22 protein-coding genes and 1 riboswitch are annotated in these 26719 nt (G+C 55.3%); of the genes, 6 read left to right on the top strand and 16 right to left on the bottom strand.

Translation table 11 applies throughout. From position 1 onward, the window contains the following. Positions 1–85 precede the first annotated feature (85 nt). The gene (locus tag V7775_RS07620; RefSeq protein ID WP_335751288.1) at positions 86–1006 is read left to right on the top strand and encodes a DMT family transporter; all 921 of its coding nucleotides are present in this window, start codon (positions 86–88) and stop codon (positions 1004–1006) included. Positions 1007–1082: 76 nt separating this feature from the next. Here the strand turns inward: V7775_RS07620 and glmM are convergent, their stop codons facing one another. From glmM to V7775_RS07580, 8 genes are all read right to left on the bottom strand, one after another. Beyond that, positions 1083–2432 (bottom strand): phosphoglucosamine mutase, encoded by a 1350-nt coding sequence (gene glmM, locus V7775_RS07615; RefSeq protein ID WP_335751287.1) that lies wholly within the window; start codon positions 2430–2432, stop codon positions 1083–1085. Positions 2433–2436: 4 nt separating this feature from the next. Further along, positions 2437–3435 (bottom strand): dihydropteroate synthase, encoded by a 999-nt coding sequence (gene folP, locus V7775_RS07610; protein ID WP_335751286.1) that lies wholly within the window; start codon positions 3433–3435, stop codon positions 2437–2439. 2 nt (positions 3436–3437) lie between these two features. Beyond that, on the bottom strand, positions 3438–4361 hold the full coding sequence (locus tag V7775_RS07605; protein WP_335751285.1) for a dihydroneopterin aldolase: 924 nt from the start codon (positions 4359–4361) through the stop codon (positions 3438–3440). Between the two features lie 86 nt (positions 4362–4447). Beyond that, on the bottom strand, positions 4448–5113 hold the full coding sequence (locus tag V7775_RS07600) for a cell wall hydrolase (RefSeq protein WP_335751284.1): 666 nt from the start codon (positions 5111–5113) through the stop codon (positions 4448–4450). Positions 5114–5242: 129 nt separating this feature from the next. After that, on the bottom strand, positions 5243–7780 hold the full coding sequence (locus tag V7775_RS07595; RefSeq protein WP_335751283.1) for a putative PEP-binding protein: 2538 nt from the start codon (positions 7778–7780) through the stop codon (positions 5243–5245). Positions 7781–7865: 85 nt separating this feature from the next. Then, positions 7866–10145 carry a glycine--tRNA ligase subunit beta gene (glyS, locus tag V7775_RS07590; RefSeq protein WP_335751282.1) on the bottom strand — a complete coding sequence of 760 codons (2280 nt, stop codon included), beginning with the start codon at positions 10143–10145 and terminating at the stop codon, positions 7866–7868. Positions 10146–10175: 30 nt separating this feature from the next. Continuing rightward, the gene (locus tag V7775_RS07585) at positions 10176–10712 is read right to left on the bottom strand and encodes a DUF6446 family protein (protein WP_335751281.1); all 537 of its coding nucleotides are present in this window, start codon (positions 10710–10712) and stop codon (positions 10176–10178) included. Then, on the bottom strand, positions 10709–11656 hold the full coding sequence (locus V7775_RS07580; RefSeq protein WP_443070099.1) for a glycine--tRNA ligase subunit alpha: 948 nt from the start codon (positions 11654–11656) through the stop codon (positions 10709–10711). Before V7775_RS07580 ends, V7775_RS07585 begins: the two co-directional genes overlap by 4 nt. A gap of 160 nt (positions 11657–11816) precedes the next feature. Between V7775_RS07580 and V7775_RS07575 the strand changes: the two genes are divergently transcribed. Continuing rightward, entirely contained in the window at positions 11817–13616 is a 1800-nt protein-coding gene (locus V7775_RS07575) for a serine protease (RefSeq protein WP_335751280.1), read from the top strand. Positions 13617–13673: 57 nt separating this feature from the next. Here the strand turns inward: V7775_RS07575 and V7775_RS07570 are convergent, their stop codons facing one another. The 3 genes from V7775_RS07570 to V7775_RS07560 all read right to left on the bottom strand — a co-directional run bounded on the left by V7775_RS07570 (position 13674) and on the right by V7775_RS07560 (position 17110). Continuing rightward, positions 13674–15269, bottom strand: coding sequence for a 5-guanidino-2-oxopentanoate decarboxylase (locus V7775_RS07570; protein WP_335751279.1), 1596 nt, complete (start codon positions 15267–15269; stop codon positions 13674–13676). Further along, complete coding sequence (locus V7775_RS07565) at positions 15269–16717, bottom strand: TrkH family potassium uptake protein (protein ID WP_335751751.1); 1449 nt, start codon at positions 16715–16717, stop codon at positions 15269–15271. Before V7775_RS07565 ends, V7775_RS07570 begins: the two co-directional genes overlap by 1 nt. Before the next feature lie 126 nt (positions 16718–16843). Continuing rightward, on the bottom strand, positions 16844–17110 hold the full coding sequence (locus V7775_RS07560; protein WP_335751278.1) for a hypothetical protein: 267 nt from the start codon (positions 17108–17110) through the stop codon (positions 16844–16846). 148 nt (positions 17111–17258) lie between these two features. Here V7775_RS07560 and V7775_RS07555 point away from each other — a divergent pair, with 148 nt between their 5' ends. After that, on the top strand, positions 17259–18506 hold the full coding sequence (locus V7775_RS07555; protein WP_335751277.1) for an MFS transporter: 1248 nt from the start codon (positions 17259–17261) through the stop codon (positions 18504–18506). Here V7775_RS07555 and folE2 read toward each other — a convergent pair. Continuing rightward, positions 18503–19597, bottom strand: coding sequence for a GTP cyclohydrolase FolE2 (gene folE2 / locus V7775_RS07550; protein ID WP_335751276.1), 1095 nt, complete (start codon positions 19595–19597; stop codon positions 18503–18505). The two genes, V7775_RS07555 and folE2, sit on opposite strands and share 4 nt — an antisense overlap. Positions 19598–19695: 98 nt before the next feature. Beyond that, a complete protein-coding gene (gene metZ / locus V7775_RS07545; protein WP_335751275.1) occupies positions 19696–20880 on the bottom strand; it encodes an O-succinylhomoserine sulfhydrylase in 1185 nt (394 codons plus the stop codon). A 70-nt stretch (positions 20881–20950) separates the two neighbouring features. After that, positions 20951–21027, bottom strand: a riboswitch (SAM riboswitch). Positions 21028–21160: 133 nt separating this feature from the next. On the opposite strand from metZ, the gene V7775_RS07540 reads away from it, so the two are divergent. Both V7775_RS07540 and V7775_RS07535 read left to right on the top strand, forming a co-directional pair. Next, complete coding sequence (locus V7775_RS07540) at positions 21161–22060, top strand: alpha/beta hydrolase (protein ID WP_335751274.1); 900 nt, start codon at positions 21161–21163, stop codon at positions 22058–22060. Then, on the top strand, positions 22044–22700 hold the full coding sequence (locus V7775_RS07535) for a glutathione S-transferase N-terminal domain-containing protein (RefSeq protein ID WP_335751273.1): 657 nt from the start codon (positions 22044–22046) through the stop codon (positions 22698–22700). The genes V7775_RS07540 and V7775_RS07535 overlap by 17 nt, the downstream gene beginning before the upstream one ends. A 7-nt stretch (positions 22701–22707) precedes the next feature. Here V7775_RS07535 and V7775_RS07530 read toward each other — a convergent pair whose 3' ends face one another. From V7775_RS07530 to ftsY, 3 genes are read right to left on the bottom strand one after another with little or no spacing between them, the layout of a single operon-like run. Further along, on the bottom strand, positions 22708–23325 hold the full coding sequence (locus V7775_RS07530) for an inner membrane-spanning protein YciB (RefSeq protein ID WP_335751272.1): 618 nt from the start codon (positions 23323–23325) through the stop codon (positions 22708–22710). A 2-nt stretch (positions 23326–23327) separates the two neighbouring features. Next, complete coding sequence (locus tag V7775_RS07525; protein WP_335751271.1) at positions 23328–24230, bottom strand: DMT family transporter; 903 nt, start codon at positions 24228–24230, stop codon at positions 23328–23330. Between the two features lie 11 nt (positions 24231–24241). Next, positions 24242–25696 (bottom strand): signal recognition particle-docking protein FtsY, encoded by a 1455-nt coding sequence (ftsY, locus tag V7775_RS07520; RefSeq protein WP_335751270.1) that lies wholly within the window; start codon positions 25694–25696, stop codon positions 24242–24244. 153 nt (positions 25697–25849) lie between these two features. Here ftsY and V7775_RS07515 point away from each other — a divergent pair, with 153 nt between their 5' ends. After that, entirely contained in the window at positions 25850–26692 is an 843-nt protein-coding gene (locus V7775_RS07515; protein WP_335751269.1) for a lytic transglycosylase domain-containing protein, read from the top strand. The last annotated feature ends 27 nt before the right edge of the window (positions 26693–26719 follow it).

Genomic DNA, 26719 nt, shown 5'->3' with positions numbered 1-26719 from the left:
GGGGTTTCCTCGGGCCTTTTTTATTGCGTCGATTATTCGGCGAACCGCCCTTGCGCTGTTGGTTTATTTCCCCCTACGTGGTCCAATGAATAGCTCCCCCCAAATCACCCCTCTTAGCTGGCTTATGGTCGCAATCCTTGGCCTCACATGGGGTGGCACATTTATGGTGACCAAGGTCGCACTGGCAGAAGGCATGCCGCCTTTCTGGCTTGCCGCCTCCCGCATCAGCTTTGCCGCGCTGATCATGGGCGCAATTTGGGTATTTCTGAGCCGCCCGCTGTTTTCTGAAAAACCATCAACCTCCACCAAACGCGACGTACTGATCATTGGCGGCATCAGTTCCGCCATCCCGTTCTGCCTACTCGCGTGGGGCCAGCAATATGTGACATCAGGTTTTGCTGGCGTCTCCATGGCTGCCGTTGCCCTCATCGTTTTGCCCCTTGCCCACTTCACCGTTCAGGGTGAACAAATGACACTGCGAAAAACGATTGGTTTCCTCATCGGCTTTGTCGGCGTTGTCATTCTCATTGGCGCCCAAGCATTTGAAACCACTGGAGCAACATTGGAAACATATGGACGCATCGCCTGTGTCCTTGCAGCAGCTTGCTACGCGGTTGGCTCGATTTTGCTGCGCCGCCTTCCAACGGTAGATCCCATCGGTTTAGCCACTGTTTTACTCTTGATCGGCGCAGCCATGACCATTCCCGTTGCATGGATGATTGAGGGGTATCCGCCCATGCCAACTGCGAAACTCTTTGGGGTTCTCGCCTTTCTGGGCCTTATCCCAACAGCTGGCGCAAACCTTCTGCGGGTTCTTGTTGTCCGCAGTGCTGGTCCGGTGTTCATGTCACTCGTGAATTATCAGGTGCCCGTTTGGTCTGTTGTCCTTGGCGCGCTCGTCTTGGGTGAAGCTTTGCCAAAATCGCTTTTGCTTGCCATGTCATTGATCTTGGCAGGTGTTGCACTCAGCCAATATGGCGCTCTGAAACGCCTCTTCACCCGCTAACCCAACCTCCAGCGGACAAACCCCGAAACTCGCACACCCAAAAACATGACGTGCAGGCAAAGCCTGCTCCGTCAGATCAAACCTGCACAGCGGTCTGTACTGCGCTGACAACACTCTGCACAGCGCGCTTCATCAGCTCGGCGTCTTCATGTTCTGCCATCACACGTACCAATGGCTCGGTTCCCGATTTGCGGATCAACAGTCGCCCGCCACCCGCCAGATCGCTTTCAGCCTGTGCAATGGCTGCTTTCACATGGCCATCATCCAGCGGCAACTGGCCTGCTTCAAAGCGAACGTTTTCCAACAGCTGCGGTACAGGTTCAAACTGGTGCATCAACTCAGATGCCGGCTTTTCAGCACGCAGCATTTCAGCCAAAAACTGCATTCCTGCCATCAACCCATCTCCAGTGGTTGCATAATCGGTCATGACAATATGCCCCGACTGCTCCCCCCCCAAGTTGAACCCCCCTGACCGCATACGCTCAACCACATAGCGATCACCAACGTTGGTCCGCTCCAACCGTACGCCACGATCTGATAGGAAATGTTCAAGTCCGAGATTACTCATCACTGTGGCGACCAAAGCGTCCCCTTTGAGACGTTCCTCAGCCTTCCAGCGCGCAGCCATCAGCGCCATGAACTGGTCGCCATCCCCAACGCGCCCCTGCTCATCTAGTAAAATCACGCGGTCCGCATCACCATCCAGACAAATCCCCACATCCGCGCCGTGTGCGACAACCGTTTCAGCCGCCGCCTGCGGGTGAGTTGAACCACAATTAGCGTTGATATTATGCCCATTCGGCGACACCCCAACAGGGATCACTGTTGCGCCCAGCTCCCACAATGTCATCGGCGCGACGTGGTGCGCAGCCCCATTTGCACAATCAATCACAACCTTAAGGCCATCAAGGCGCATCTGACGTGGAAAGCTGGACTTCACCCGTTCGATATACCGAAAACGACTGTCATCAATCCGTTTGGCGCGCCCGATCTCGGGTGCAGACGTGGGCTCTACGCCCTGTTCAACCAAGGCTTCGATCTCGGCCTCAACCTGATCAGACAGTTTAAACCCGTCTGGCCCAAAAAACTTGATCCCATTGTCCTGTGCAGGGTTGTGACTGGCGGAAATCATCACACCCAAATCAGCCCGCATCGACCGCGTTAAAAGGCCAACCGCTGGCGTTGGCACGGGACCAAGCAGCAGCACGTTCATCCCAGTTGAGGTCAATCCAGCCGTCAACGCATTCTCAAACATGTAACCGGACAGGCGTGTATCCTTGCCGATCACCACCCTGTGCGCTGATGATGTCCCTTCGCGGCGGAAGTACCGCCCAACAGCTGCACCAATGCGCAACGCCATCTCGGCGGTCATGGGGTGAATGTTGGCCGTGCCGCGCACGCCGTCTGTACCAAAAAGTTTTGTCATAAAATTATAGTGCCATGCTCGCACGCCAAAGTGCAATGGCTTGCGCAGTCTGCGCAACGTCATGCACCCGAACAATCTGCACACCTTGCGCAACTCCAGCCAAGGCCACAGCGATCGATCCGGGCGCGCGGTCCGCAGCCTCTGGTGCACCCCCAATTGTGCCGATAAACCGCTTACGAGACGCGCCGAGTAAGATCGGCACACCTAGACTGTGAAACAGGCTGAGCCGTGTAAGCAACGCAAGGTTATGATCCATAGTCTTGCCAAACCCGATACCAGGGTCAGCAATAATGCGACTGCGCGGAATGCCTTGCAGCTCTAGCGCGGCGATGCTGGTCTCAAGAAAATCAAAAACATCCAACAGGACATCACCGTAACGAGGATCCTTTTGCATCACCTCCGGATCAACGGGGCCATGCATCACACAAACAGGCACCTCAGCATCCGCTGCCACGCCTGCCAAAGCCGGATCATAGGTGAAACCGGACACATCGTTGATCAGGTTCGCCCCTGCCCCAAGGGCTGCTCGCGCCACATCCGCCTTGCGCGTATCAACCGAAATCACCCCTGCAAACCCCTGTGCCCTGAGGCCTGCAATCACGGGCTGCGTTCGTTTGATCTCTTCAGCGACATCCACCGTCTTGGCACCGGGGCGGGTCGATTCACCACCGATGTCCAAAATGTCAGCTCCGGCCTTTGCCATGGCCAACCCGCCCGCAATGGCATCATGCGCTGCAGCGTGCAGCCCGCCGTCAGAAAAACTGTCTGGTGTTGTGTTTACAATTCCCATGATACGCGGACGTTCAGCATACCGCGGGCGCGACTGTGTCAGAAGAACATGCGCATCAGATGGCAGCTCATGCGCCGAGATTACCTCTGGATCAATGGCGCGGCGCAACACCTCGACATGGGTAAACCAGCCCCACCCCCCTGCCAGCATCAACGCATCTGCAGGGCGCGCCACATCGCATTGTACAATCGGGCGGTAATAGGCACGCGACATTGTTACAGTGACTTTTGATCAGCCGCTGCTGCGCGCAGTGGCACCGAAGCCTGCACTGGCAAATCCGCACCAATCACCAGCATCTCAGTCTCTTCAAATGTCGATGCAAACCATGCAGCAAGCTCAACTGGGTCGCTGGTCTGTGCTGATGGCGCATCCACACTGTCGAGTACAATCTTGGACGGTGCCCACACACTGGTCTGGCCGTTCTTCATTGCCCAATCCAGCTCGGTCCTAGTATCAACCACAACACAACGATCATCACGCGCGGCAAGCACCCAAGCATTTTGCTCGATCGCCAGCAAATCAATCCGGCGCTGTGCCATTTTATGAGCAACCTGCGGTGCTGCCACATCGGCTGCTCCGACACATAGGATTAGTGGGCGGCCCGTGGCCTCTAGCTGATCAAGCCAGCCTTTGAGGTGCTCTGACGCTATTGCCTCATTGCTGAGGAACACCAGTTCGGGGTGCGGCGCTGGTTCGGCTGCCATTTCGGCAGGAGGCGCGCCATCACGTGCGCGCACGATCTCAACCCCCAACGCACCTGGACCGCGATCCAGTTTTTCGATGCGCACAAACACACGCATTGCTTGGGGTTCTAACAAAATTCGTTCTGCGACCCGCTCCGCCAAAGTTTCAAGAAGGGCAAGGCGTTCAACAGCCAGTTCCGACTGAATAGCTTCGGTCACACGGTCATAAGACAGAATGCGGTCGACATCGTCGTCAATCGGTCCGCGCAGCGGCTGCACTTCGACAACGATGTTAAAGCAGATGCGCTGCGTGACGCCGCGTTCGGCCTGAAAGGCACCAATCTCGACCTCAACGGTGTGATCGCGCACCGAAATGCGATCAAGCGCATCACTTGTTGACGTGGCAGCAGCCCGTTCGACGGGGTGGGCAAAGGCAAGGCGTGTCTCGGAGGACATGGCAGCTCCAGATATGTTTCGCCGCGTTTATACCGCAGATTCGCGCGCGTCGAGTGCTGCATGCGCCATGAAAGAGCCGCTTTGCGTCAGTTACTAGCTGTGCGCACGCCGCTACGATAAAACAGATGCACTCCAAAGCGTGCAGTGTTCGTAAATTTGCGCGACCAGCTGGGGCGCACAGCGGTTGTGTGATAAAAAGTCGCGCCATCCGTGATGTTGGGTGATTTACCGTCAATCGTTGCCCGCGCAACTTTTGCAACACGTGCATAGGCTGCGGGCTCAGAGACGACTTCGGGACGGCCATCACATGTGTAGGTGAACTGGCATTGGTATTTCCTGCCCGTACCCTGATTGATCACGCCGCAATAAGAACCGGGAAAGCGGCCCGATTTAACGCGGTTGCGGATTACTTCGGCGACAGCAAACTGCCCTTTAACTGTCTCGCCTCGCGCTTCAAAATAAAGCGCTTCAGCAAGGCATTTAAACTCAGAGGACCCATTTGCTTTTGGTTGTTTGGCCAACCACGCACGGGTAAAGACAACACTGCTCCCGCCGACCCCAGCTGTATGGTTTCCTGATGGTTTGGACAGATCGTTGATCCGGTCTTGGTCAATCCTGGCCAGTCCGCGCGCTTCGGTTTTAGCTAAAACCTTTGCTGTGGGGTTCGCCATCACCTGTGCAGGCAAGGTCAAAACAACGGCTGCAACCAAGGCAAGCCGCGCCACACGCATCTCATTTCCAAACCGAAACATTCACTTCTCCGACGCCGTTTCACTGGGTCAGCGACTAGCGCGATTGAGCCGATCCAGCAACCCAGCACGCTCGGCGTTGGCGCGGCCCTGCTTAGGGTCACGCCAAAAGTGATTTAAATAACTGACAATTCACCCTATTTTATCAGAAATTGCCAACTGTGCTGCAGCCAAGCGTGCAACAGGAACACGGAACGGCGAACAGGAAACATAGTCAAAACCCGCTTCTCGGCAGAATGCTATCGATTCGGGGTTGCCTCCGTGCTCTCCACAAACCGACAAAGTAATGCCCGGTTGGGACTGCCGACCGCGTTGCGCGCCCAGCATCAACAGCTCTCCCACCCCATCATGATCAAGGGTGTGAAACGGGTCTTCGTCGAAAACCCCCTGCTGAACATAATCAGACATAAATCGCCCCGCATCGTCGCGCGACAACCCATAGGTCATCTGCGTGAGGTCGTTGGTGCCAAAACTGAGGAAGGAACAATACGGCGCAATCTCGGCTGCGCGCAACGCAGCGCGCGGTGTTTCGACCATCACACCTAGGCGGTATTCAAACTCAACATCGCGCTCCTGACGTACTGCAAGGGCAACTGCATCGATGGCGGTTTTGACCAGCTCAACCTCACGACGTGCAGACACCAGCGGGATCATGATTTCTGCCACCACTGGCGCGCCGTTTTCACTGGCGTCGACAATAGCTTCAAAAATCGCGCGAGCCTGCATTTCGTAAATTTCAGGCACCGTAATACCAAGGCGCACACCGCGCAGACCCAACATCGGGTTATACTCACGCATCGCCTCAATCCGCCGCGTCACATCAGAGCGCGGTAAATCCAAGGCTTCCGCCAACTCGCGTTGACCACTTGCGTCCATGGGCAAAAATTCATGAAGGGGTGGATCAAACAGCCGTATACAAACGGGTTGCCCCTGCATAATGCGGAACAACTGCGTGAAATCTTCTCGCTGCATTGGCAACAGGCGTTCTAACACCGCGCGGCGACCATCAGAGGTATCCGCAAAAATCATCTCGCGCATCACTGTTAAGCGACCAGAATCAAAAAACATATGCTCGGTACGGCAAAGCCCGATGCCTTCGGCGTTAAAGTTGCGTGCCGTTTGCGCATCCGCAGGCGTATCCGCGTTGGCGCGCACTTTGATGTCAGCGCTTTTTGTTGCCCATTGCATCAGGGTTTGGAAATATTCATCCAACGCCGCCTCTTGCATGGCCGCAGCACCCGCAAGTATCTGGCCTGTCGATCCATCAACCGTCATCTGATCGCCCGCATGAAACACGCGGCCGTCTTGTGCGGTAATTGTCTTGTCACGTTGATTAAACACAATGCTCGATGCACCCACGACGCAGGGCAAACCAATCCCGCGTCCGATCACAGCGGCGTGGCTGGTGATGCCGCCCCGTTCTGTCAAAACAGCATTGGCCGCATGCATGCCGCGCACATCTTCGGATGAGGTTTCGCGGCGCACCAAAATACAGGCCTCCCCGCGTGACGCGCTGGCTTGTGCCTCGGCTGAATCAAAAACCAAACGTCCTGTCGCAGCCCCCGGACTGGCGGCGATGCCTTTGCCAATCACATCACGTTGGGCAGAAGGATCGATCTGGCGGTGCAGCAATTCCGTGAGCAGGCGTGGCTGCACCCGCATCAGGGCTTCTTCGCGGCTGATGATCTTGTCTTCGGCCAGTGTGACCGCAATACGAACAGCCGCGCGGGAAGAACGTGAGACCCGCACACCGTCAAGGATATGCACAACCCCGTCTTCGATCGCAAATTCCACCTGCATTTCAGCGCGCAGGCGTTGGCGCATCAGGCTGGCGTAGGTTTTGAGCGTTTCAAATGCCTCAGGCAGTTTTTCTTCTAGCGATGGCCCGCGCGGATCAAGCGTCAGGTATAGCGCCTCGGCATCGCCATCCAGCGCATCGCGTCCTTGGCTTTGACTTAGGTAGCGGCCCGTCACCTGCGGCGCGCCTGTGTCACTGTTCACCAGTTGCAAAACGCCAGAACCGCATTGCCCCGCTCCAAGTCCAAAGACCATCTGCTGCACCACAAGGCCCAGCCCCGCATCCGCAGGCGCACCTTTGGCCTGTCGCAACAACCGCGCAGACGTGCCATTCCATGCCCGCGCCATTGAGCGCAACACAGCGGCTAGCTGAATACGGCGCGACTGGGGGAACTTCTCTTCGGTTTCTTTTTCATAGGCCGCGATGGTTTCTTCCAACGCAGCGCGCCCGTCCCCTTCGACATCATCAAACATATCGGGGTCAAGGCGGGCAACATTGATCGCGTAAGACTGGATAAAGCGGGTATAGAGCGCGGCGGCCGCCTCCTCGCCCATCGCTTTTGAAAAATTCTCGAAGCGTGCGTCGTTCATACCGATGTTAAGCACAGCACCCGGACCACCCCAATCGGGGTCTTGGCTGGAGGGGCGGACACACAGCAATCCATCCTTGGGGAACTGGTCCACAACGGAATCTACATCGGGCAATTCTCCATTGGCGATCTTCGCAACGGTGGAAAACGACAGTGCGACAGTAGAAGGTACAGGCAGATCAAGACGCACCAAACGCTGCAAACACTTTGCCCGCCCACCATGCGTGTTGTTGGCAATGGGCGCGGTCTGCGTGACGAACGTGATGTGGGGATCATTCTGCACTGCGGCATCCTTTTAGTTCAGGTGCAGCATAAGCGGTACGGCGCGCAGAGCAAGCCTTAGCTCACTTTGCGCGCCAATAGGTTAATTAGCCATCAATACGAGTAAGATCAGCAACCGACGTACCCAGCGTGCGAATGCGACTAAGCAGGTTCAGCCTGTTGCGGCGTACCGTGGCGTTATCCGTGTTGATCTGAACCGTTTCAAAGAACGCATCAAGCGGGCCACGCAACGCAGCCATTGCGGACATTGCAGTGGTAAAATCCTGCGCAGCCATCGCCGGCGTGATCACCGCATCCGCTGCATCAAGGGCGGCGAACAAGGCAATTTCTTGATCCGTTTCTGCAAATTTCACATCCGCGCCGTAGGAATATTCAACGCCGTCGGCATCTTCGGCCTGAGAAAGGATGTTGTTGGCACGTTTGAACGCTTGGATCAGGTTTTCGCCGTCATCGGTTTTCAACGTCTCGCTGAGCGCGCGGGCACGTTTGACCAGCAGCGTTAGATCGTCGTTACCCTCCATCGCAATGCAGGCATCAATGATGTCGTGACGGATGCCTTGGTCTTTGAGGTAAACTTTGAGGCGGTCGTGGAGGAAAGTGAGGAGATCGGCCATCAAAACTTTAGCTTCTACGGCTTTCGTAGAAATCATTTCGCGGCCATCGTCGGAAGAAACCGGCATCATGTGCGATACGATTAAGCCTTTGTTTGCAGCCTCGGTTCCTAGCCTTGAAGCCGCTTGCTCTATTTCGTCGCGAGAAAACCCTAACTTTTCACCTTGCTCCCAAATCTCATTTGCAGACCGTATGTATGTCTTCCAGTTCAAAGATGCAGCAATATCCGTAGCGCTCTTTTCAAGCAGGTCGGACAGCGATAGCGTTAACGAATTCTCAATCACAGTGCGAAGATAGCCCAACGCCGCTCTGCGCAGCGCAAACGGATCTTTGCTGCCTGTTGGTTTCTCATCAATCGCCCAAAAACCTGTGAGCTTGTCGATCTTCTCGGCCAGTGCCACGGCAACCGAAATAGGCGCAGTTGGTACATCATCTGATGGCCCTAGCGGCGCGTAATGTTCCTCAGACGCCGCGGCGATCTCGTCGCTCATGCCTGCGGCGGCGGCATAGTAGCGGCCCATCAGACCTTGGAGTTCGGGGAACTCATAGACCATCTCGGACGACAGATCAGCCTTCGCAATGCGCGCGGCTTTCTCGGCATCGTCTGGATCAGCGCCGACCATCGGGGCCAATTCGCGCGCCAGCACAGCCATGCGCTCAATCAGCTCGGCCTGTGTGCCCAGCTTGTTGTGGAAGGTCACGTTCTTGAGGTTTTCAACCCATGCCGCCATGCCCACATCGGATTTGGCCACACGCAGGTCGTTGTCCCAGAAGAACTTGGCATCTGCCAAACGCGCGCTCAGGACTTTTTCGTTGCCCGCAAGGATCGTCGCGCCGCTATCGGCGGTGGTGCGGTTGGCCACGGTGATGAATTTCTCAATGCGACCCGTCTTGGGGTTGCGCACGGAAAAGAACTTTTGGTGCTCTTTCATCGAGGTTTGCAAAACCTCTGGCGGCAGATCAAGGAAATCATCCCCGATGCGGCCCATCAGAACCACAGGCCATTCCACAAGGCCCGCCACTTCGGCCAGCAGGCCTGCGTCTTCGACCACTTCAAGGCCACTGGCGAAGGCGGTGTTGGTTGCGTCATGCCAGATCGCATCGCGACGCTCGGCACTGTCGAGCACTACAAAGGCGCGCTTCAGCTTGGTGGCGTAGTCGTCAAATCCGGTGACTTTGATCTCATCCGGCGCAAGGAAGCGGTGGCCGCGTGTGGTGTTGCCAGAAATGATGCCATCAACGTCCAGCGGCACCACTTCGGCACCGTCTTCGCGGCTGAGGATACACAGGATCGAGTGCAGCGGGCGCACCCATTTCAGGGTGCCCGTGCCCCAGCGCATGGATTTGGCCCATGGAAAGGTGCGGATTGTCTTTTCTAGCTCTTCGGCAATGATGTCGGACGCAGGACGCCCTTCCTTTGTGATCGAGGCGAACAGGATCTTGCCCTTGGGCGTGTCGCGTTCAACCAGATCATCACGGGTGAGGCCTGCACCGCGCAGGAAGCCCTCAATCGCCTTTTCAGGGGCGTCAGCCTTGGGGCCTTTGCGCTCTTCAACGGTACGCGGGCTTGCGTCTAGCACACCCTCAACCGTCAGGCACAAGCGGCGCGGCGTGGCAAAAGCGGCAGCAGAGGCATAGGTCAGCCCCGCCTCAACCAGACCATTGGTCATTAGCTTTTTCAGATCGTCTGCGGCCCGCGCCTGCATGCGGGCGGGAATTTCTTCGGAGAACAGTTCAATCAGCAGATCAGCCACTGGGATACCTCGTGTTTGCCTATTCAGGCGTTATTCTGTTGGCGCTAGCGCACTTGGCAACGCGGGGCATTCTTCGCCCACAATGGTGCCATCATATGCTTTTTCGCCGCAATCGTTCAGCTCGTGCCAGACATAACCGCGGCCATCGTCAGTGATGGCGACAATACGGTCCACGCCGAAATGCACGTTCTTTTTACTTAAGAAGGTCAGTGCCGTGCCTGCCTCCAGCTCACCTGCGATGGCTTTTGCGTCAAAGCAGTCAAACCAGCCGGGTGCATTGCGTGGCTCAACGCCCTCAACCATCTGGAATGTCTCGGTCAGCAAGGCCAAGCTATAGGACGTGGTGAAACACGCGCGGTAGCGAATAGGCGAGCTGTCCGCATCAATCGCGTGGTAATCTTCCTGCGGAATGACTTCGCCGTCGTTATTGGCAAGCGTCACCAGCTTGATCCCCTGCGCGGGCGCATCGACCTCTTGGTAGAAACCATAGATTTGCAGATAGTAAAGCGCTGCACCGACGATGAGAGAGGAGACCAAGATAAATACTCCGACGATTTTACCGTTCATGCCGCGTCTTCCGACCAGCCGCCAGCGCGGGTTTGAACAAAGGCATCCGCGCACATTTTTGTCAGGGTACGGACACGACCAATATAGGCCTGACGTTCAGTCACCGAGATTACGCCGCGCGCATCCAGCAGGTTGAACATGTGGCTTGCCTTGATCGCTTGGTCATAGGCGGGGTGGACCATCACGATGCGCTTGCCCGTCTTGGGGTCCATATGCTCCTGTCCGATTATGGATTTGCACTCGGCTTCGGCTTCTTCAAAGTGGCGCAGCAACACATCGGTGTTGGCCACATCAAAGTTCCAGCGCGCATATTCTTCTTCGGTTTGTTTAAAGATGTCGCCATAGCTAAGCGGGGTCGTCGCGTCAGGATCGTTGAATGGCATGTCCATCACGTGATCCACGCCAAGGATATACATCGCCAAACGTTCCAACCCGTAGGTCAGCTCACCCGATACTGGGTGGCAATCGTGGCCCCCGACCTGCTGGAAATAGGTAAACTGGCTAACTTCCATGCCATCACACCATACTTCCCAGCCAAGGCCCCATGCGCCTAACGTCGGGCTTTCCCAGTCATCCTCAACAAAGCGAATGTCGTGCAGGTCCATATCCACGCCGATCGCCTCAAGCGAGCCAAGGTACAGCTCTTGAAGGTTGGGCGGGCTGGGTTTGATCAATACTTGGTACTGATAGTAGTGCTGCAAGCGGTTTGGGTTCTCGCCATAGCGGCCATCCGTTGGGCGGCGCGAAGGCTGCACATAGGCAGCGGCCCATGGCTGATTGCCAAGACTGCGCAATGTGGTGGCGGGGTGGAACGTCCCTGCCCCAACCTCCATGTCGTAGGGTTGCAATATGGCGCAGCCGTGGCGTGCCCAATAGCTCTGCAACCGCAGAATAATTTCCTGAAACGAACGGGGCGTGTCGGCCATGTCAAAGTCCTCTGCCATTTGGCGCTCTTACTAGGGTGCGCGGCGGCGAGGGTCAATCAGTGGTGCAAGGGGGGCGCAACCTTAGCAAATGTCACTGAAACAAATACTTCATATATGGGAATCACCCCTAAATGCTGTTTATGTGCCGCAAAGTAATGTTTTGAGAGTTTTTACGCCAATGCTGCGATTTTTAACAGTTTGCCTTTCCGCCCTTACGTTGTGTTTTGCGACCTTAGCACATGCACAAACAATCGACCCGGATGAGGTGGTATGGGTTCAGGTTGAAGCGCAGCAATCCCTCGCCCGCGCCACAGATCGCGCTACGGCCTATACGACCTTGCTGCAGGATGTGAACGGTTTTGCCGTTGGCGGCGGATGGTACGCGGTTGTTGTTGGCCCCTATCGTCGTGCGGATGCCGAGCTGGTTTTGCGTCAATATCGCCGTGATGGCCTCATCCCGCGTGATAGTTTTATTCAACTTTCCAGCAGTCTGCGTCAACAATTCTGGCCCGTGGGCGCAAATGTATTGGGCAACGGCGCCGTTGATGCACCTAGCGGCACGCAGACCGCACCAACAGAACAAGCCCCCGTTGTACAAGAAGAACCACAAGTCGCCGAAGTAACACCAGAGCCTCAACTGCCAGAGCCCGCAGATGAAACACCCGCAGAAGCACAGCGCTCAGAACGGCTGCTGGATCGCGATGAAAAGAAACACCTGCAAGTCATGCTCAAATGGGCAGGCTTTTACACATCTGGAATTGATGGCTCCTTCGGGCGCGGCACTCGCAACTCAATGGCAGCATGGCAAGAAGCCAACAACTTTGACAAAACAGGCATTCTAACGACGCTACAGCGCGCCACGTTGAGAAAACAATATAATGCCGTTCTGGAAGGGTTGGGCCTACAAACTGTGCGTGACACGCAGGCAGGGATCGAAATGACACTGCCAATGGGTGTGGTTGCCTTTGACCGTTATGAGCCCCCCTTTGCGCAATACACACCAACAGGTGACATTGATGCGCGCGTCTTGCTGATCAGCCAGCCGGGCGATCAAGATACGCTGTTTGGCCTTTATGAAATCATGCAAACACTTGAGATTGTCCCACTTGACGGTCCGCGTGAGCGTGAGAAATCTAGCTTTACGTTGGTCGGCGAAAGCGCCCGAACCATCAGCTATACCGAAGCGCGGCTGGAAAATGGTGAGATCAAAGGGTTTACCCTGATTTGGCCTGCAGGTGATGAAGAGCGCCGCCGCCGCCTGTTGTCTGAGATGCGCAGCAGCTTTACCCGTATGCCCGGCGCGCTGAGCGCCTCTGCTGGGGATGCTTCACAGCAGTCCATTGATCTGATCTCAGGCCTGCAAATTCGCAAACCCAAAACATCCCGTTCTGGCTTTTTCGTAACTGCGGCGGGCCATGTGGCCACAACGTCAGCCGCAGTACAAAGCTGCTCACGCATTACGCTAGACGGCGACACGGATGCGGAACTGATTTCTGATGACATCCAACGCGGCGTTGCCTTGCTCAAGCCCAAGGCCGCACTAGCACCTTTGGTGGTTGGTGCCTTCACCGCACAGACCCCGCGCTTGCAAAGCGAGGTGGCGCTGGCCGGCTATTCCTTTGAGGGCGTTTTGAGTTCTCCCTCCATGAGTTTTGGCACATTGGCGGATGTGCGCGGTCTTGATGGCGAAGAGAATGTGAACCGCCTAGCTTTGCGTTCGCGTTCAGGTGATGCGGGTGGTCCGGTTTTGAACCGTACAGGCGCGATCATCGGGATGCTCTCTGCGGCCCCTGCTGGTGGACCTCAGCTGCCTGATGACGTTAGCTTTGCGATTGATGCGGCAACTGTTGTTGCGGCCAGCAATGAGGCAGGCCTGAACCTGCCAAATGCGGCATCACAAGATTCAATCAGCCTGACAGCGTTTCAACTGTCTGAAAAAGCCAGCGGCATGACCGTATTGGTAAGTTGCTGGGAGTAATCCTGCACGTTTGAGTTCAGGGGCTGAAATAAACCAGCCCCTGAAGAGACGTTTCTATTAAGCTGTCATAGCAGGTGTTGCGTAGATCAGCGTTGGGCCATCCGCCTCAAATGCTGCACGCACAGCATCTTGGAATTCATCCAATGTTTGCGGATTGGCAGAACGTGCGCCAAAGGCTTCGGCCAGCTTGCAAAAATCAGGATTGCGGGCAATCACTGCGTTTGGCGCGATCTGAGCACGGACCATGCTGTCTTCAATCTCACCCAATTTGCCGTTATCCCACAGGATGATCGGCAGGCTCAGGCCTAACTCAACGGCCACGCCTAGTTCTTGGCAGGTGTAGTGGAACCCGTAATCCCCAATAACCGCCAGTGTTGGCTTGTCACCGCGCGCAATCGCGCCGCCGATTGCGGCAGGTGTTGCATATCCTAGCGTGCCAAAACCGTAGGGGTGGTGCCAGTGGCTTGGTTGTTCCATGTCCCAGACTTCTTTTGCGACATAGGCAAATTGGGTCATATCCGAATAGATCATCGTCTGATCAGGCATAGCCGCACGCAGTGCATCAACAACAGGAACAATGCCCGGACGTTCTGCATCTACTTCCGCACGCCAGTGTGCGCGGGCTTTGGCGATATCACGGGGGTCCCACCCTATTGCAGGGGAAGAAGCCTGTGCCGCACTAACCAGTGCCTCAAGGAACAAGCCCGCATCCATTTGAACGGGATGTTCTGCGCGCTGATAATCAGTGAGGACCTCGGCATCGATGTCTACGCGGATCATCGGAGCAGTGTGCCCCAGATGTTCGCGCCAAATATCGACTTCTGCCAGCTCAGTGCCAACCGCTATCACAAGGTCTGCTTGGGCGACAAAATTCGCACTGTCTGGACGCGCTAGAGCGGCCCCAAAGAACAGTGGGTCGTCAGGTGCCATAACGCCGCGACCTGCGTAGGTTACGAAACTTGCCGCACCCAATGCCGCAACCACTTGGCGCGCGGATACGCTGGCCTTTGATGCGCCGCCGCCAAAGACAAACAGGGGTTTCTTGGCCGCTTTGATCTGCTCAAACATCTCCGCAAGGTCTGCGTTTAGGAACTGTGCCGGCAAGGCGCGAACCACAGGGGCTGGCGCTGCTGGAGCCAAGGCTTCCAGCTGGGCAATAGGAACCTGAATGTGTTTGCTGCGTGGGCGCTGTGTCACGAACTCTTGCATCGCGCGGTCAACCAGCCCGTAGGCTGATTGTGCGCTAAGCGCGGTATGGGACCAATCGCAGACCGTCCCCGCAGCGATTTCCTGATCTTTCATCTGGTGCAGCTGCCCACGACGCGTTGCGGTTTCATCCAGACACGACGAGATCACCAAAACAGGCACGCTGTCGCTATAGGCCTGCCCCATTGGGGTCATCACATTGCACAGGCCCGGTCCGGTGATCACATAGGCCACCCCGGGCTTGCCAGACGCACGCGCATAGCCATCAGCCATAAACCCCGCGCCCTGCTCATGACGCGCAAGCACATGGGTAATGCCCGCTTCTTCGATGCCACGGTACATTTCCTGATTATGCACACCAGGAATGCCAAAAATCACATCGACGCCACGCGCCTTCAACATATGCGAAATCTGCGCGCCCAGCGGGCGCGTAACAGTATCAGACATCAAGCTCTCCAGAATTTAACGGTAAAAATTACGTAGACTACCATGAGCTCAAGCCTGCCCAATAGCATCGCGATTGTGAGTATCCATTTTGCAGTGTCATTCAACGACGAGAAATTTCCCGCTGGACCAATGATATCACCCAGACCGGGGCCAATGTTTGCAAGCGCTGACGCTGCACCGGAAACCGAGGTCACAAAATCGAGCCCCGTCATCGACAATGCAACTGCAACCAACCCTAACGTCACGACAAAAAACATAAAGAACGACATGACCGAAGCGAGGACTTCCTCGGTAACAGGGCGGCCATCATAGCGCGGCGTGAATATTCCGTGCGGTGAGCGGATGCGCTGCAATTGAGCGCGGATAGACGCAAACAACAACTGGTAGCGGAACACTTTGACCGAACATGCCGTTGACCCAGCGCAACCGCCGATCAGCCCTATGAAAAAGAACAGCGCAATCGCAAAGCTGCCCCATTGCATGTAATCAACCGAAGAAAAGCCCGTGCCAGAAATGATCGAAGTTACATTGAAAAACGCTTCGCGTATGGCCTGTTCATGATCCAGATGGATCCCGTCTTCGAGCAGAACGATTAGCACAACGATAAGCACGGCAATCGTCATCACAAAGCCGCGCACCTGTCTGTCACGGTGCAGCGCGGTAGGATTTCCGTTAATCAACTGCACATAGCGCACAAAGGGGAGGGCCGCGAGAATCATAAAGACTGCTGCCACATATTCTAACGGACCCGAAAACGTCCCAAAAGACGCATCGTAGTTTGCAAATCCACCCGTCGATATTGTGGTCATGGCATGTGCTGTTGCATCAAACACATTCATTCCAAAATAGAGATAGACCATCGCACAGATCAACGTAAACGCAACATACAGACCGGAAATCTGGGTAGCGATCTGCCCCGCACGCGGCAGGATTTTCCCAAAAGTGTCAAACCCTTCGGATTTAAAAATCTGCATGCCCCCGACACGCAACTCAGGCAAAAACACCATCGCAACCACAATGATGCCGATACCGCCAAGCCATTGCAGAATGGCCCGCCATATCAGTAACCCTTTCGGCATTTCATCCAAGCCGTAAAAAACGGTAGCGCCAGTTGTGGTCAAACCTGACATCGCCTCGAATACCGCATCAACGATGCTTGCATCCGTTTGCCCCAACATAAACGGGATTGCGCCAAACAGCGGCAACGCCACCCAAACAGAAGAGGTGAGCAGGAATGTTTGTTGGATTGTCAGCCCTTCGCGGACCCCGTTAGCGCAGGCCAATGCAATTGTGATACCGCCCAACAAGGTGATGACAGAACTCTGCAAGAAAACCGGCCAGTGCCCCCGCCCTTCGGCAAGATCAACCAGCAGAGGGATCAGCATAGCTGCCCCCAACACGGCCACCAAAAGGCCAATAACATATCCTACGGGGCGCAGATCCATCAGCGAAGGGTTGGCGCGCGCGCGCCTCGGTGTCAAGCGACTGCGAACATCATTAGCCCTCAAAACGCAAAAAGCCCGCCATGCCCGCTATGACAAGGGCATCTGGCGGGCTTGCGTGCAGATCAAAACTTAGATGTACATCAGATCTTTGAATACAAATTGTGCGATTTCGTCGCGCTTAATACCCATTTCCGCCAGTTCATCGTCTGATTTTGCGCGCAGAGCTTCGATGGTTTTGAGACGAGCCGACGATTCACTTGCATTGATCATGGCCGTGCCAATGGCAGCAAAGAACCGTCCAACAGGCGTGATGATTTTCAGCGCCGTTTGAAATACGGTTGTCGCAAATCCGTTACCGCGGGCAGAAAATTGCTCGGATGTGTTCTGATATGTCATCGGATATCCCTTCGCAGGTAATTAATTGGTTAGGGATCATTCCCTTAGCTCGAAGGTAATCTTCGCTGCAGTGCAGCGCCAGTGACAATTCTGCATAGCAGCATCCCACCTAGTGCAAACTCTTTTTGCCGCAGCTATTGTCAAAATTATGAAACCATTTAACAGATTCGTCGCCTCTGCAGGCCTCAGCAACTTGGCCGATGGGATTTCCACTGTGGCATGGGCATGGCTTGCCTCGCTGTTGACCCGTGACGCGCTATTGATTGCGCTGGTTCCCGTTGTGTTACGCGCGCCTTGGTTTGTTTGTGCGCTGCCCGCAGGCATCGTGACCGACCGAGTGGCCCGCCTGCCCCTGATCCGTGCGATGGATGGCCTGCGCGGGATTGCTTACCTCGCTTTGGCGATTGCCCTTTGGATGACAGGGCCGTTGGCACAAACACCTGCCAGCGGGATTGCGCATCCGGTTCTTTATGGGATGTTGCTGCTTTGTGCTGCCATTGTTGGCGTTGCCGAAGTGTTTCGCGACAACGCCGCGCAAACCATGCTCCCCGCACTTGTCCCCTCTGAGGCGCTTGAACGTGCAAACGGGCGGCTTTGGAGCGTCGAACTGGTGGGCAATGCTTTGCTGGGTCCGGCACTGGGCGCGTTTTTGATTGCAGCAATGCTGGCGGCGCCTTTTACCGTGAATGCGCTAGCCTGTTTGGCTGCGCTGATGTTGCTGCGCGGTCTGCCCCAAGGAGCGCCGAAAACCCGCAACGCACCCGATTGGAAAGCTGAACTAAAGGAAGGTTTTGCCTTTCTGGGGCAGCATAAGTTGTTGCGGCAACTTGCTTGGATCACCGGATTCTGGAACTTGCTGTATGAAATGGCCGCAATCGCCCTAATTTTGCATGTGCAAGAGAACCTAGGGCTGGGCGCGCGCGCGTACGGATTGATCCTTGCTTCTGGCGCGATCGGCGGCATAGCTGGCGGCTGGTGTGGTGCATGGATCGTTGAGCGGATGGGCCCAGCGCGTACTGCCCAGATCATGCTCATTTCATCTGCGCCAGCATTTGCAGCAATGGCCATCGCCCCAAGCGCGATCATGCTCGCGTTGGTTCTCGCGATCTTCAGCTTTACGGGTTTGGTCTGGAACACGGTATCGGTCTCGTATCGCCAGCGCATGATCCCAGATGCGATTTTAGGGCGCGTGAACAGTATTTACCGCATGATGGCATGGGGAATGATGCCCGTCGGCCTTATGCTTTCGGGCATTTTAGTTCAAGGAAGTGACGGTTTCTTCCCAAGAGAAACTGCGCTGACAGTCCCTTTTTGGACCGCCACCATCGGAGCACTTATTTTGGGCCTATCCGGCTGGCGGGCACTTGGGCGTGGCTTTGCCACGCCCACAGGCTAGCCGACGTGGAACAGCGTATTGAACAGCTTTGGATCAAAGCTGGCTTGCGCAAATGTCGGGCCTTCAGTCAGTACGCTTACCGCGTCATGGCTGTGCAGGCTTTCTTGGTGGCTGGCCACGATTCTGAAATCTGAAACCCGCTCATCCGCCAGTAATTGTTCACAGAACAGGCGCGCTGCATCTTCGACAAAGATCGGATTGGCGGCGTTCAACTCTGCAAATGCCTGTTCGTCTTCACGTTTCACCATGACTTGCGTCTCGGTCGGCACCGCACGGCGGCAAGCCTCGATCAGGTCTTCGAACCAAAGGCAATCTGCCCCCTCTTTGACCAACACGGAAATACGCGCAACAGAACGCTGGGAATGTGGAGTGGCAAGTTGGTTGCGTGTGGCGCGTGCGTGCTCGCTAAGTTCAAGTGAACAGGGGCACGTGCTGGAATACACATAGTCAAGGTGGATGATTTGCTGACGCACGCCATCCTGCTCAACCAGCTCAAGTGCAACATCGTAATACTGATAGCCATCCAAACCGGACCGCAGGCTGGTGATCTTCATCGGGAAGGAAAATCGCATCTGAATGCGCGCATCAAAGCTATCAAGGTCAGTAATGTAATCGTCCAGCGCCGCCTCGATCACCTTAAAGCTAAAGACCTGTTCGGCATGTTTGTAAAAACTGCGCATGATGCGGGACATGTTGATGCCCTTTTTATCCGCCTCAAGGCTCACGGTGCCTGTTACTGATGTCTCAAGTGTCAGTTGCCCGCCTGTGCAGGTTTCAAACTGAACAGGAAGCCGGAAGTTTGAAATCCCGACGTGCTGGATTTGCTGTTTTGAACCTTTAATCAAGCTAGAAGGGCCGTTTTGCAAATCAGGCAAACTGGCTTTGTAATCCGCCTCGATCTCAAAATTGGCTGGATATTCGCGCTTATACGTTGGGTAAGCATCGCCTTCAGTTAAAGCCCGAGCAATTACAGGATCAAGCGCTTCAAGTTCGCTCACGTCTGCACTTGCGGCCCATGCTCGTAAGGTCTCAAGCGCTTTTTGGGCCGCGCTGCGATCCAGCTTTGGCGAAATTGGTGTGCCGATGTTCATTTAGCAGCCCCTTGTCTGTCAGGAACCATATGTAAGCTTCCCTCGCCAGATTACCAAAAAAATATTGGAAATAGCGGGGGAATTACGCCAACCATTGGTTAATTTGCGGCATCCAGTGCCTGCACGAAATCTTCGATCAGGTCGGTTTCGTCTTCCAAACCAATGCTGACGCGCACCAAACCATCCGTGATCCCAAGGCTTAGCTTTTGATCATCTGGCAAACGCTGGTGCGTTGTTGTTGCAGGATGGGTCAAGATTGTCTTTGCATCCCCAAGGTTGTTCGAGATCACACCGATCTTGGTTGCATTGAGGAACTTGAACGCCGCCTCTTTGCCGCCCTTCACAACCAGAGACAGAACCGTGCCGCCCTCACCCATCTGCTGCTTTACCAACGCGCTTTGCGGGTGTTCTTTCAGACCGGGGTAAATGACCTGTTCAATAGCAGCGTGGTTTTGCAACGCTTTTGCGATAGTAAGCGCAGAACTCGCCTGCGCCCGCACACGTAAACGCATGGTTTCAAGACCTTTGAGCATGATCCACGCTGTGAACGGCGACATCGAACCGCCCGTGTGCTTCATGTAGGGTTCAACCGTTTTACGAATAAATTCACGGGTGCTAAGGATCACACCACCCAGTGCGCGGCCCTGACCATCGATGTGTTTGGTGGCTGAGTAAATCACCACATCTGCGCCCTGCTCAATTGCGCGCGAAAAGACTGGCGTGGCGAACACGTTGTCGATCAGCACGATTGCGCCTTTTGCATGGGCCAATTCAGATACAGATTTAATATCAATGACTTCCAAAGTCGGGTTTGAGATCGACTCAAAGAAGACCGCCTTCGTGTCATCACGAATCGCCGCTTCCCATTGGGCCAGATCGGTGCCGTCTACAAACGTCACCTCAACGCCATAGCGTGTCAGGATTTCCTCAAGAACGTACAGACACGAACCAAACAAGGCGCGCGAAGACACAACATGATCCCCCGCCTTGAGCATTGAGGTCAGCGCGCCGGAAACCGCAGCCATACCAGAGGCCGTGGCAAAGGCATCCTCTGCACCTTCAAGGGCAGCAATGCGCTCTTCGAACATCTTGACCGTCGGGTTGCCGTAGCGGGCGTAGATAAATTCATCATCACCTGACGCAATAAACCGCTGCTCAGCATGTTCTGCGGTTTCGTAAACGAAGCCTTGGGTCATAAAGATGCTCTCGGACACTTCGCCGTATTGGCTGCGACGCGTGCCTGTGTGCACAGCTTTGGTGCCCGATTTCCAATTATCACTCATGTGTCATTCCTCTGTGCGCCCGTTCAAAGGGGTCGGGCACAAAAAAACCCCAAACGCGGTCAAGCGAAAGGGGGCTTTCATCCTGACCTTTTAGCGGAATATTTAACGTGGCCCGCAATCCGGTAACAAATCGCCACGGGGCTGACTTAGGCCAACCGCACGGACACGTCAAGCATCCGCACGAAGAGGTAACGGGATATTCATCTCGCTATTACACGTTCTAAGCACACCCAAATTCAGGAACGCGCATCATTAACTGCGCATAGTAAGAAGGATCAGCATGCCGCTTCTGCGCATCAATGCATCCACCAAAGGGCTATCGCTGCACGGTTCTGCCCAACCCGTAAGCGGCGCACTGGCGCAGGTCGCAGCCACACAAGGGCCCGTTGTTATTATGGTGCATGGGTATAAATACTCTCCGTTCATTCACAAAAACTGCCCTCACGCCCGTATTTTCGCCCTTCAGGGTTGGCCAACGCCCCTTGGAGTGCACCAAAGTGATGTGCAGGGAATTGCATTTGGATGGCATGCTCGTGGCGGATTGAGGCAAGCCTATAGCACTGCACTTGACCGGGCGCGTGATCTGGCCCAGCTAATATCCTCATTCCGGGGCCGCCGAGACGTTCACCTCATCGCGCACTCCCTTGGGGCAACGCTTTGCCTTGCTGCCCTGCCCTATCTGCGTGCAGGTGATGTGGGGCGTATTGTCTTGCTGAGTGGGGCCGCTCATTTGGGTTTGGCAAACCATGCCCTGAACACGCCCGCAGGGAGGTCCTGTGAAATGTTCCATGTGACCAGCGGCGAAAACGCATTGTTTGATCATGTCTTTGAACAGGTTGTACCGGACACAGGGGCAATCGGGCGCGGGCTGAGCTGCCGCCATGCGATGCGCATTCACATTGATTGCAACCGCACCCTCAGCAAATTGTCTGACCTAGGTTATCCACTGGCCCCACCCCAACGGCGCGTCTGCCACTGGTCTAGCTATACGCGCCCCGGTGTTATGTTGCTCAATGCCGCGTTGTTGAACGGTACGTTACCATTTTGTGACTTACGCAGCGCAATTCCACCTCAACCCGACCTACAAAACCAGCCAAATCCCCTTGTCACCTCTAGAAAAAACCGCATCATGGAATGGTACACCAGAGGAAAAGGCCCCCATCATGAGCACGCCTATTGATCTATATTACTGGCCTACGCCAAACGGATGGAAAATCTCGGTATGCCTAGAGGAGATGGAGCTGCCTTACGCAACCCACCTCATCAATATTGGCAAAGGCGATCAATTTGATCCCGAGTTTTTAAAAATTGCCCCCAATAACCGCATGCCCGCGATTACAGACGCGGATGGGCCAGGTGGCGAACCGATTTCGATTTTCGAAAGTGGCGCGATCCTGCAATATCTTGCCCGCAAGACAGGCCAGTTCTATGGCAGGACCGAACGTGAGCGTCTTACTGTAGATCAATGGTTGATGTGGCAAATGGGTGGCTTGGGGCCGATGGCAGGACAGGCGCATCACTTTTTGAAATACGCGCCCAAAACGATACCGCCCAATGATATCCCCTACGCCAAGGACCGCTACCGCGCCGAGACTGCACGCCTTTACGGGGTTTTGGATCGTCAGCTTGCCCAAAACGAATTCGTTGCAGGTGATTTCATCTCAATCGCAGATTTTTCAATCTGGGGCTGGGCATCCTTATGGGAAGGGCAACAGCAAACGCTGGAGGACAAACCGCATATGGCGCGTTGGTTGGATGTGATGGGCGCGCGCAAAGGCGTACAAGCAGGTCGTGCCTTGTACGCAGAATTACGAAAGTAAGACCGCTCTAGTCTTTCTCCGCGCCTTCATCCGGCTCAATCACATATGGCTGGAGGCGCGTGAACTGCCAGAACAGGAATACCATCAAGGCAATCGGAAAGCCGAATGTCTCGATTTTTACCCATGCATCCGTAGACATGGTGCGCCAGACAAATTCATTCACAACCGCCAGCACCACAAACGCCATAGTCAGGCGCTTTGTCAGAATGATCCAGCCGTCGTGGTGCATGGGCATCATATCCGCCATCACATATTCCAGCCATGACCGGCCCCGCAACAACCCAATGGTAAGGATCGCCGCCAGAAACCCATAAACGATAGTGGTTTTCATTTTAAAGAAACGCTCGTCGTTGAACCACGCGGTCAAGCCACCGAAAAAGATCACCATAAACGCTGTGAACACCTGCATGCGGCTTAGCTGCCCTGTGAGGGCCCATAAAATACCCATCGAGATCAGTAAGATCGGGACAAACACAACAGCCGCCACAATAAATCCGGTGTATTCGGTGCCCGCAAATGTGAACACGTCTTCTTTGATCCGCACATAAAGCACAAAGAACAACAGCGTCGGACCCAGCTCCAGCACTTGTTTCAGGATTGGGTTAATCTCACGTGCCTCAGCCATCACTAGCCTCCGAATTCTACAATTACAGCACCTGCCGCGATCAGCGCCATCAGCGCGACCCGGCGGGGCCCTACCGTTTCTTTAAGTACCAGCCAGCCGATCAAGGCCGCAAATACTGTTGATGTCTCTCTCAATATTGCCGCTTCGCCCACCTTATCAAGGCGCGTCGCCATCATTATTGATCCAAAGCTCAGGAAAGCGACAAACCCGCCGAAAATGCCACGTTGCATCAAAGGCCACACAGCTGGTGCATCTGCCATCCGGTGCCAGCGGCGGTAGGCGATGATCGGGAACAAAAAACCGTCGATCATGAAAAACCACGCCAAAAAGGTGAACGGGTTTGTCGTTGCGCGGATGCCGTAAGCGTCCAGTGTTGTGTACAACGCAACAAACAACCCCGTCACTACGGCCAGCGCCATCGCGATGTTCAACGTGTCCCGCTCGGACTCAAGGTAGATCATATTATACAGCGCCAGCCCAAAGATACCCGCCATCAACACCGCGACGCCCATCCACTGCAGGCCGCTGAATGTCTCGTTAAAGATCAGATAGGCGCCAATCACCGTGAACAGCGGCCCAGTGCCGCGCACCACAGGGTACACAACGGTATATGCCCCTTTGGTATAGGCCGCCGCCTGTAGGAATTTATACACGCAGTGGATCACCCACGCCGCGCCAAAGATCACCCACATATGCGGTTCTGGCCATGGCACAACAAACAACGCAAAGGGAGCGGCCATCAGGCAATATGAGCCATCAATCGCGCCGCGCGTCAGCCAAGGGTCATGTCGCCCCTTTTGCAACGCACCAAACACCGCATGCAAAAACGCAGCCAACAACGCCAAGATCAATGCAACAGAGTGCCCCGTTGATGTGCCTTCAATCGAGATGAGCCAATCGGTCATTCGCCGCCGCCTTAGCGGTCAAGCCCGGTCAGAGCGTCCGCAAACTCTTGTGGATCAAAGGGTTGGAGGTCATCGATCTGCTCGCCGACGCCAATCGCGTGGATCGGCAGGCCAAATTTATCGGCCAAAGCAACCAGCACGCCGCCCTTTGCAGTGCCATCCAGTTTGGTCATCACAAGGCCGGACACATCCGAGATTTCCTGAAAAACTTTCACTTGGTTCACCGCGTTCTGGCCTGTTGTGGCGTCAAGTACCAGCAACGTGTTATGTGGTGCTTCGGGATCTTTCTTGCGAATAACCCGCACGATCTTGGCCAGTTCTTCCATCAGGTCGCCGCGGTTTTGCAAACGCCCTGCTGTGTCAATCATCAACAGGTCCGCGCCGTCTTCTTCGGCGCGCGTCATTGCATCAAAGGCGAGGCTGGCAGGATCAGACCCGTGCGGCGCGGTCAGAACCGGAACGCCTGCGCGCTCGCCCCAGACCTGCAATTGTTCAACAGCAGCGGCGCGGAAAGTATCACCTGCCGCGATAACAACTTTTTTGCCTGCGCCACGAAACTGGCTGGCAAGTTTGCCAATGGTGGTCGTTTTGCCCGAACCATTCACCCCAACCACCAACACAACCTGCGGCGTCTTGGCGTAGAGCGGTAATGGCTTGGCAACAGGTTCCATGATGCGGGCGATTTCATCGCTCATCAGGGTCTTAATCTCAGTAACTGACAGCTTCTTGCCCAGTCGCCCCTCGGCCATATTGGCCGTGACCCGCAGTGCAGTATCCACGCCCATGTCAGCGCTGATCAACAACTCTTCGAGTTGCTCTAGCATAGCGTCATCCAGCACACGGCGTGTTACTGGCGCAGCGGTTCCGCGCCCCATCAATCGGCCCAGAATACCGCGTTTTGGCGCTGGCTCATCGGGAGCTGCATCTAACATCGGGGCAACTGGCGTCAGCGTTGTGCGAAGCGGTTCAGAAGTTTTTGCTTCCTGTTCAGCTTCTTCCACTGCCGCAAGGCGCTCAGCCTCTTCCTTTTCTGCCAGCTCCTGTGCACGCTGTTCAGCTGCTTGCGCGGCTTCTTCTGCCTGCCGTTCCTGCGCAGCTATGGCGGCTTGTGCCGCCTCTTCTGCTTCTTTCGCAGCCTTGCGCTTCTCGTCTGCTTGCGCGGCTTCCTCTACGTGGCGTGCCGCTTCGGCTTTGGCGCGTGCCTCCTCAGCAATGCGCGCTGCGGTCTCCGCTTCTTTTTTCGCCTCAGCTTCCGCGCGCTCACGCGCTTCCTGCTCAGCAGTTTTTTCTGCTTGAACGCGCTCTGCTTCTACCTTGGCTGCGGCTTCGCCCGCTTCCTGCTGTGCAGCTATATCTTGCACAACATCCTCGGCATCCCCTCCATCACTGACAATAGCCTCAAGCCCCTCGTCAATTTTGGACGAGGATTTGAACATGCGGTCTTTGAGCTTTTTGAAAAACGCCACGCAGGGGAACTCCGGTTTAGATTACCTTACTGATCTAACCCCTTGGGCCACCGGATGGAAGGGTGCGCGATTGACAAGCAGGTACAGGCGGGCCACCAAAGCGACATGCGGCTAATTGTGATCATTTTATCAGTGATTTGGGGTGGTTCAGCTTTGGCTGATCCCCGGGTTCCTCAGTGTAGCACTGGCAAGTGGGGGCATGTGCAATGCATCCGCACCGAGCATTTCGTCTATGACACCTGTAACGCAATTGAGGTCTTCTCAAAACGTCACAACCTCGATTCCGGTTTCTTTGCGCGACTCATCTGGCAAGAAAGCCGTCTTGACCCCAACGCGCTCAGCCATGCAAATGCCCGCGGCATCGCACAATTCATCCCCTCTACTGCGCGATTGCGTGGATTGAAAAACCCCTACAACCCTGCCGATGCGCTGGAACACTCAGCCCAATATCTGTCTGAGATGGCCCGCCGTTATGGCAATGAAGGCATGGCCGCCATCGGCTATAATGGTGGAGAGCGGCGCGCTCAAGGTTTCTTGGAAGGCAAAGGTCTTGCGCCCGAAACGGTCAATTACGTACCAATCATAACGGGGCTCACTGCCGAGCAATGGCGCGATGCGCCGCCCAAAGATCATGATTTCAGACTGGCCAAGGACAAGAGCTTTTATACTGCCTGTTCGGAGATGGCGCGCAACCGCAAGCTCTCACCGCTCAAAAGGGCAAAGCCGCCCAAGCCACCGATCAAACCCTGGGGCGTGCAACTGGGTTTTGGGACATCAAAGAAATCTGCAACGGCCAAAGTACGTGACCGCACAGGCAGTTGCCGCGCGCAGGTCAAGAGAGAAAAACTTGACCTCATCTATGTGAAAAACCGCGTCTCAGGGAAAAAGGGATACTTCTTTGCGCGCATTGGCCGCAACAGCCGTCAGGGTGCGCAAAAGCTATGCAGCAGCCTCAAACGACAACGTTGCTCCTGCCTTGTCGTTCAGAATAAATAACTAAATACAAGGTGGTAAAGTTCACAC

This window comes from Sulfitobacter sp., from assembly GCF_036960155.1.
Taxonomy (GTDB): domain Bacteria; phylum Pseudomonadota; class Alphaproteobacteria; order Rhodobacterales; family Rhodobacteraceae; genus Sulfitobacter.
Note: the sequence above shows the minus strand (reverse complement) of the source record. Positions and strands in the feature narration are given on the sequence as shown.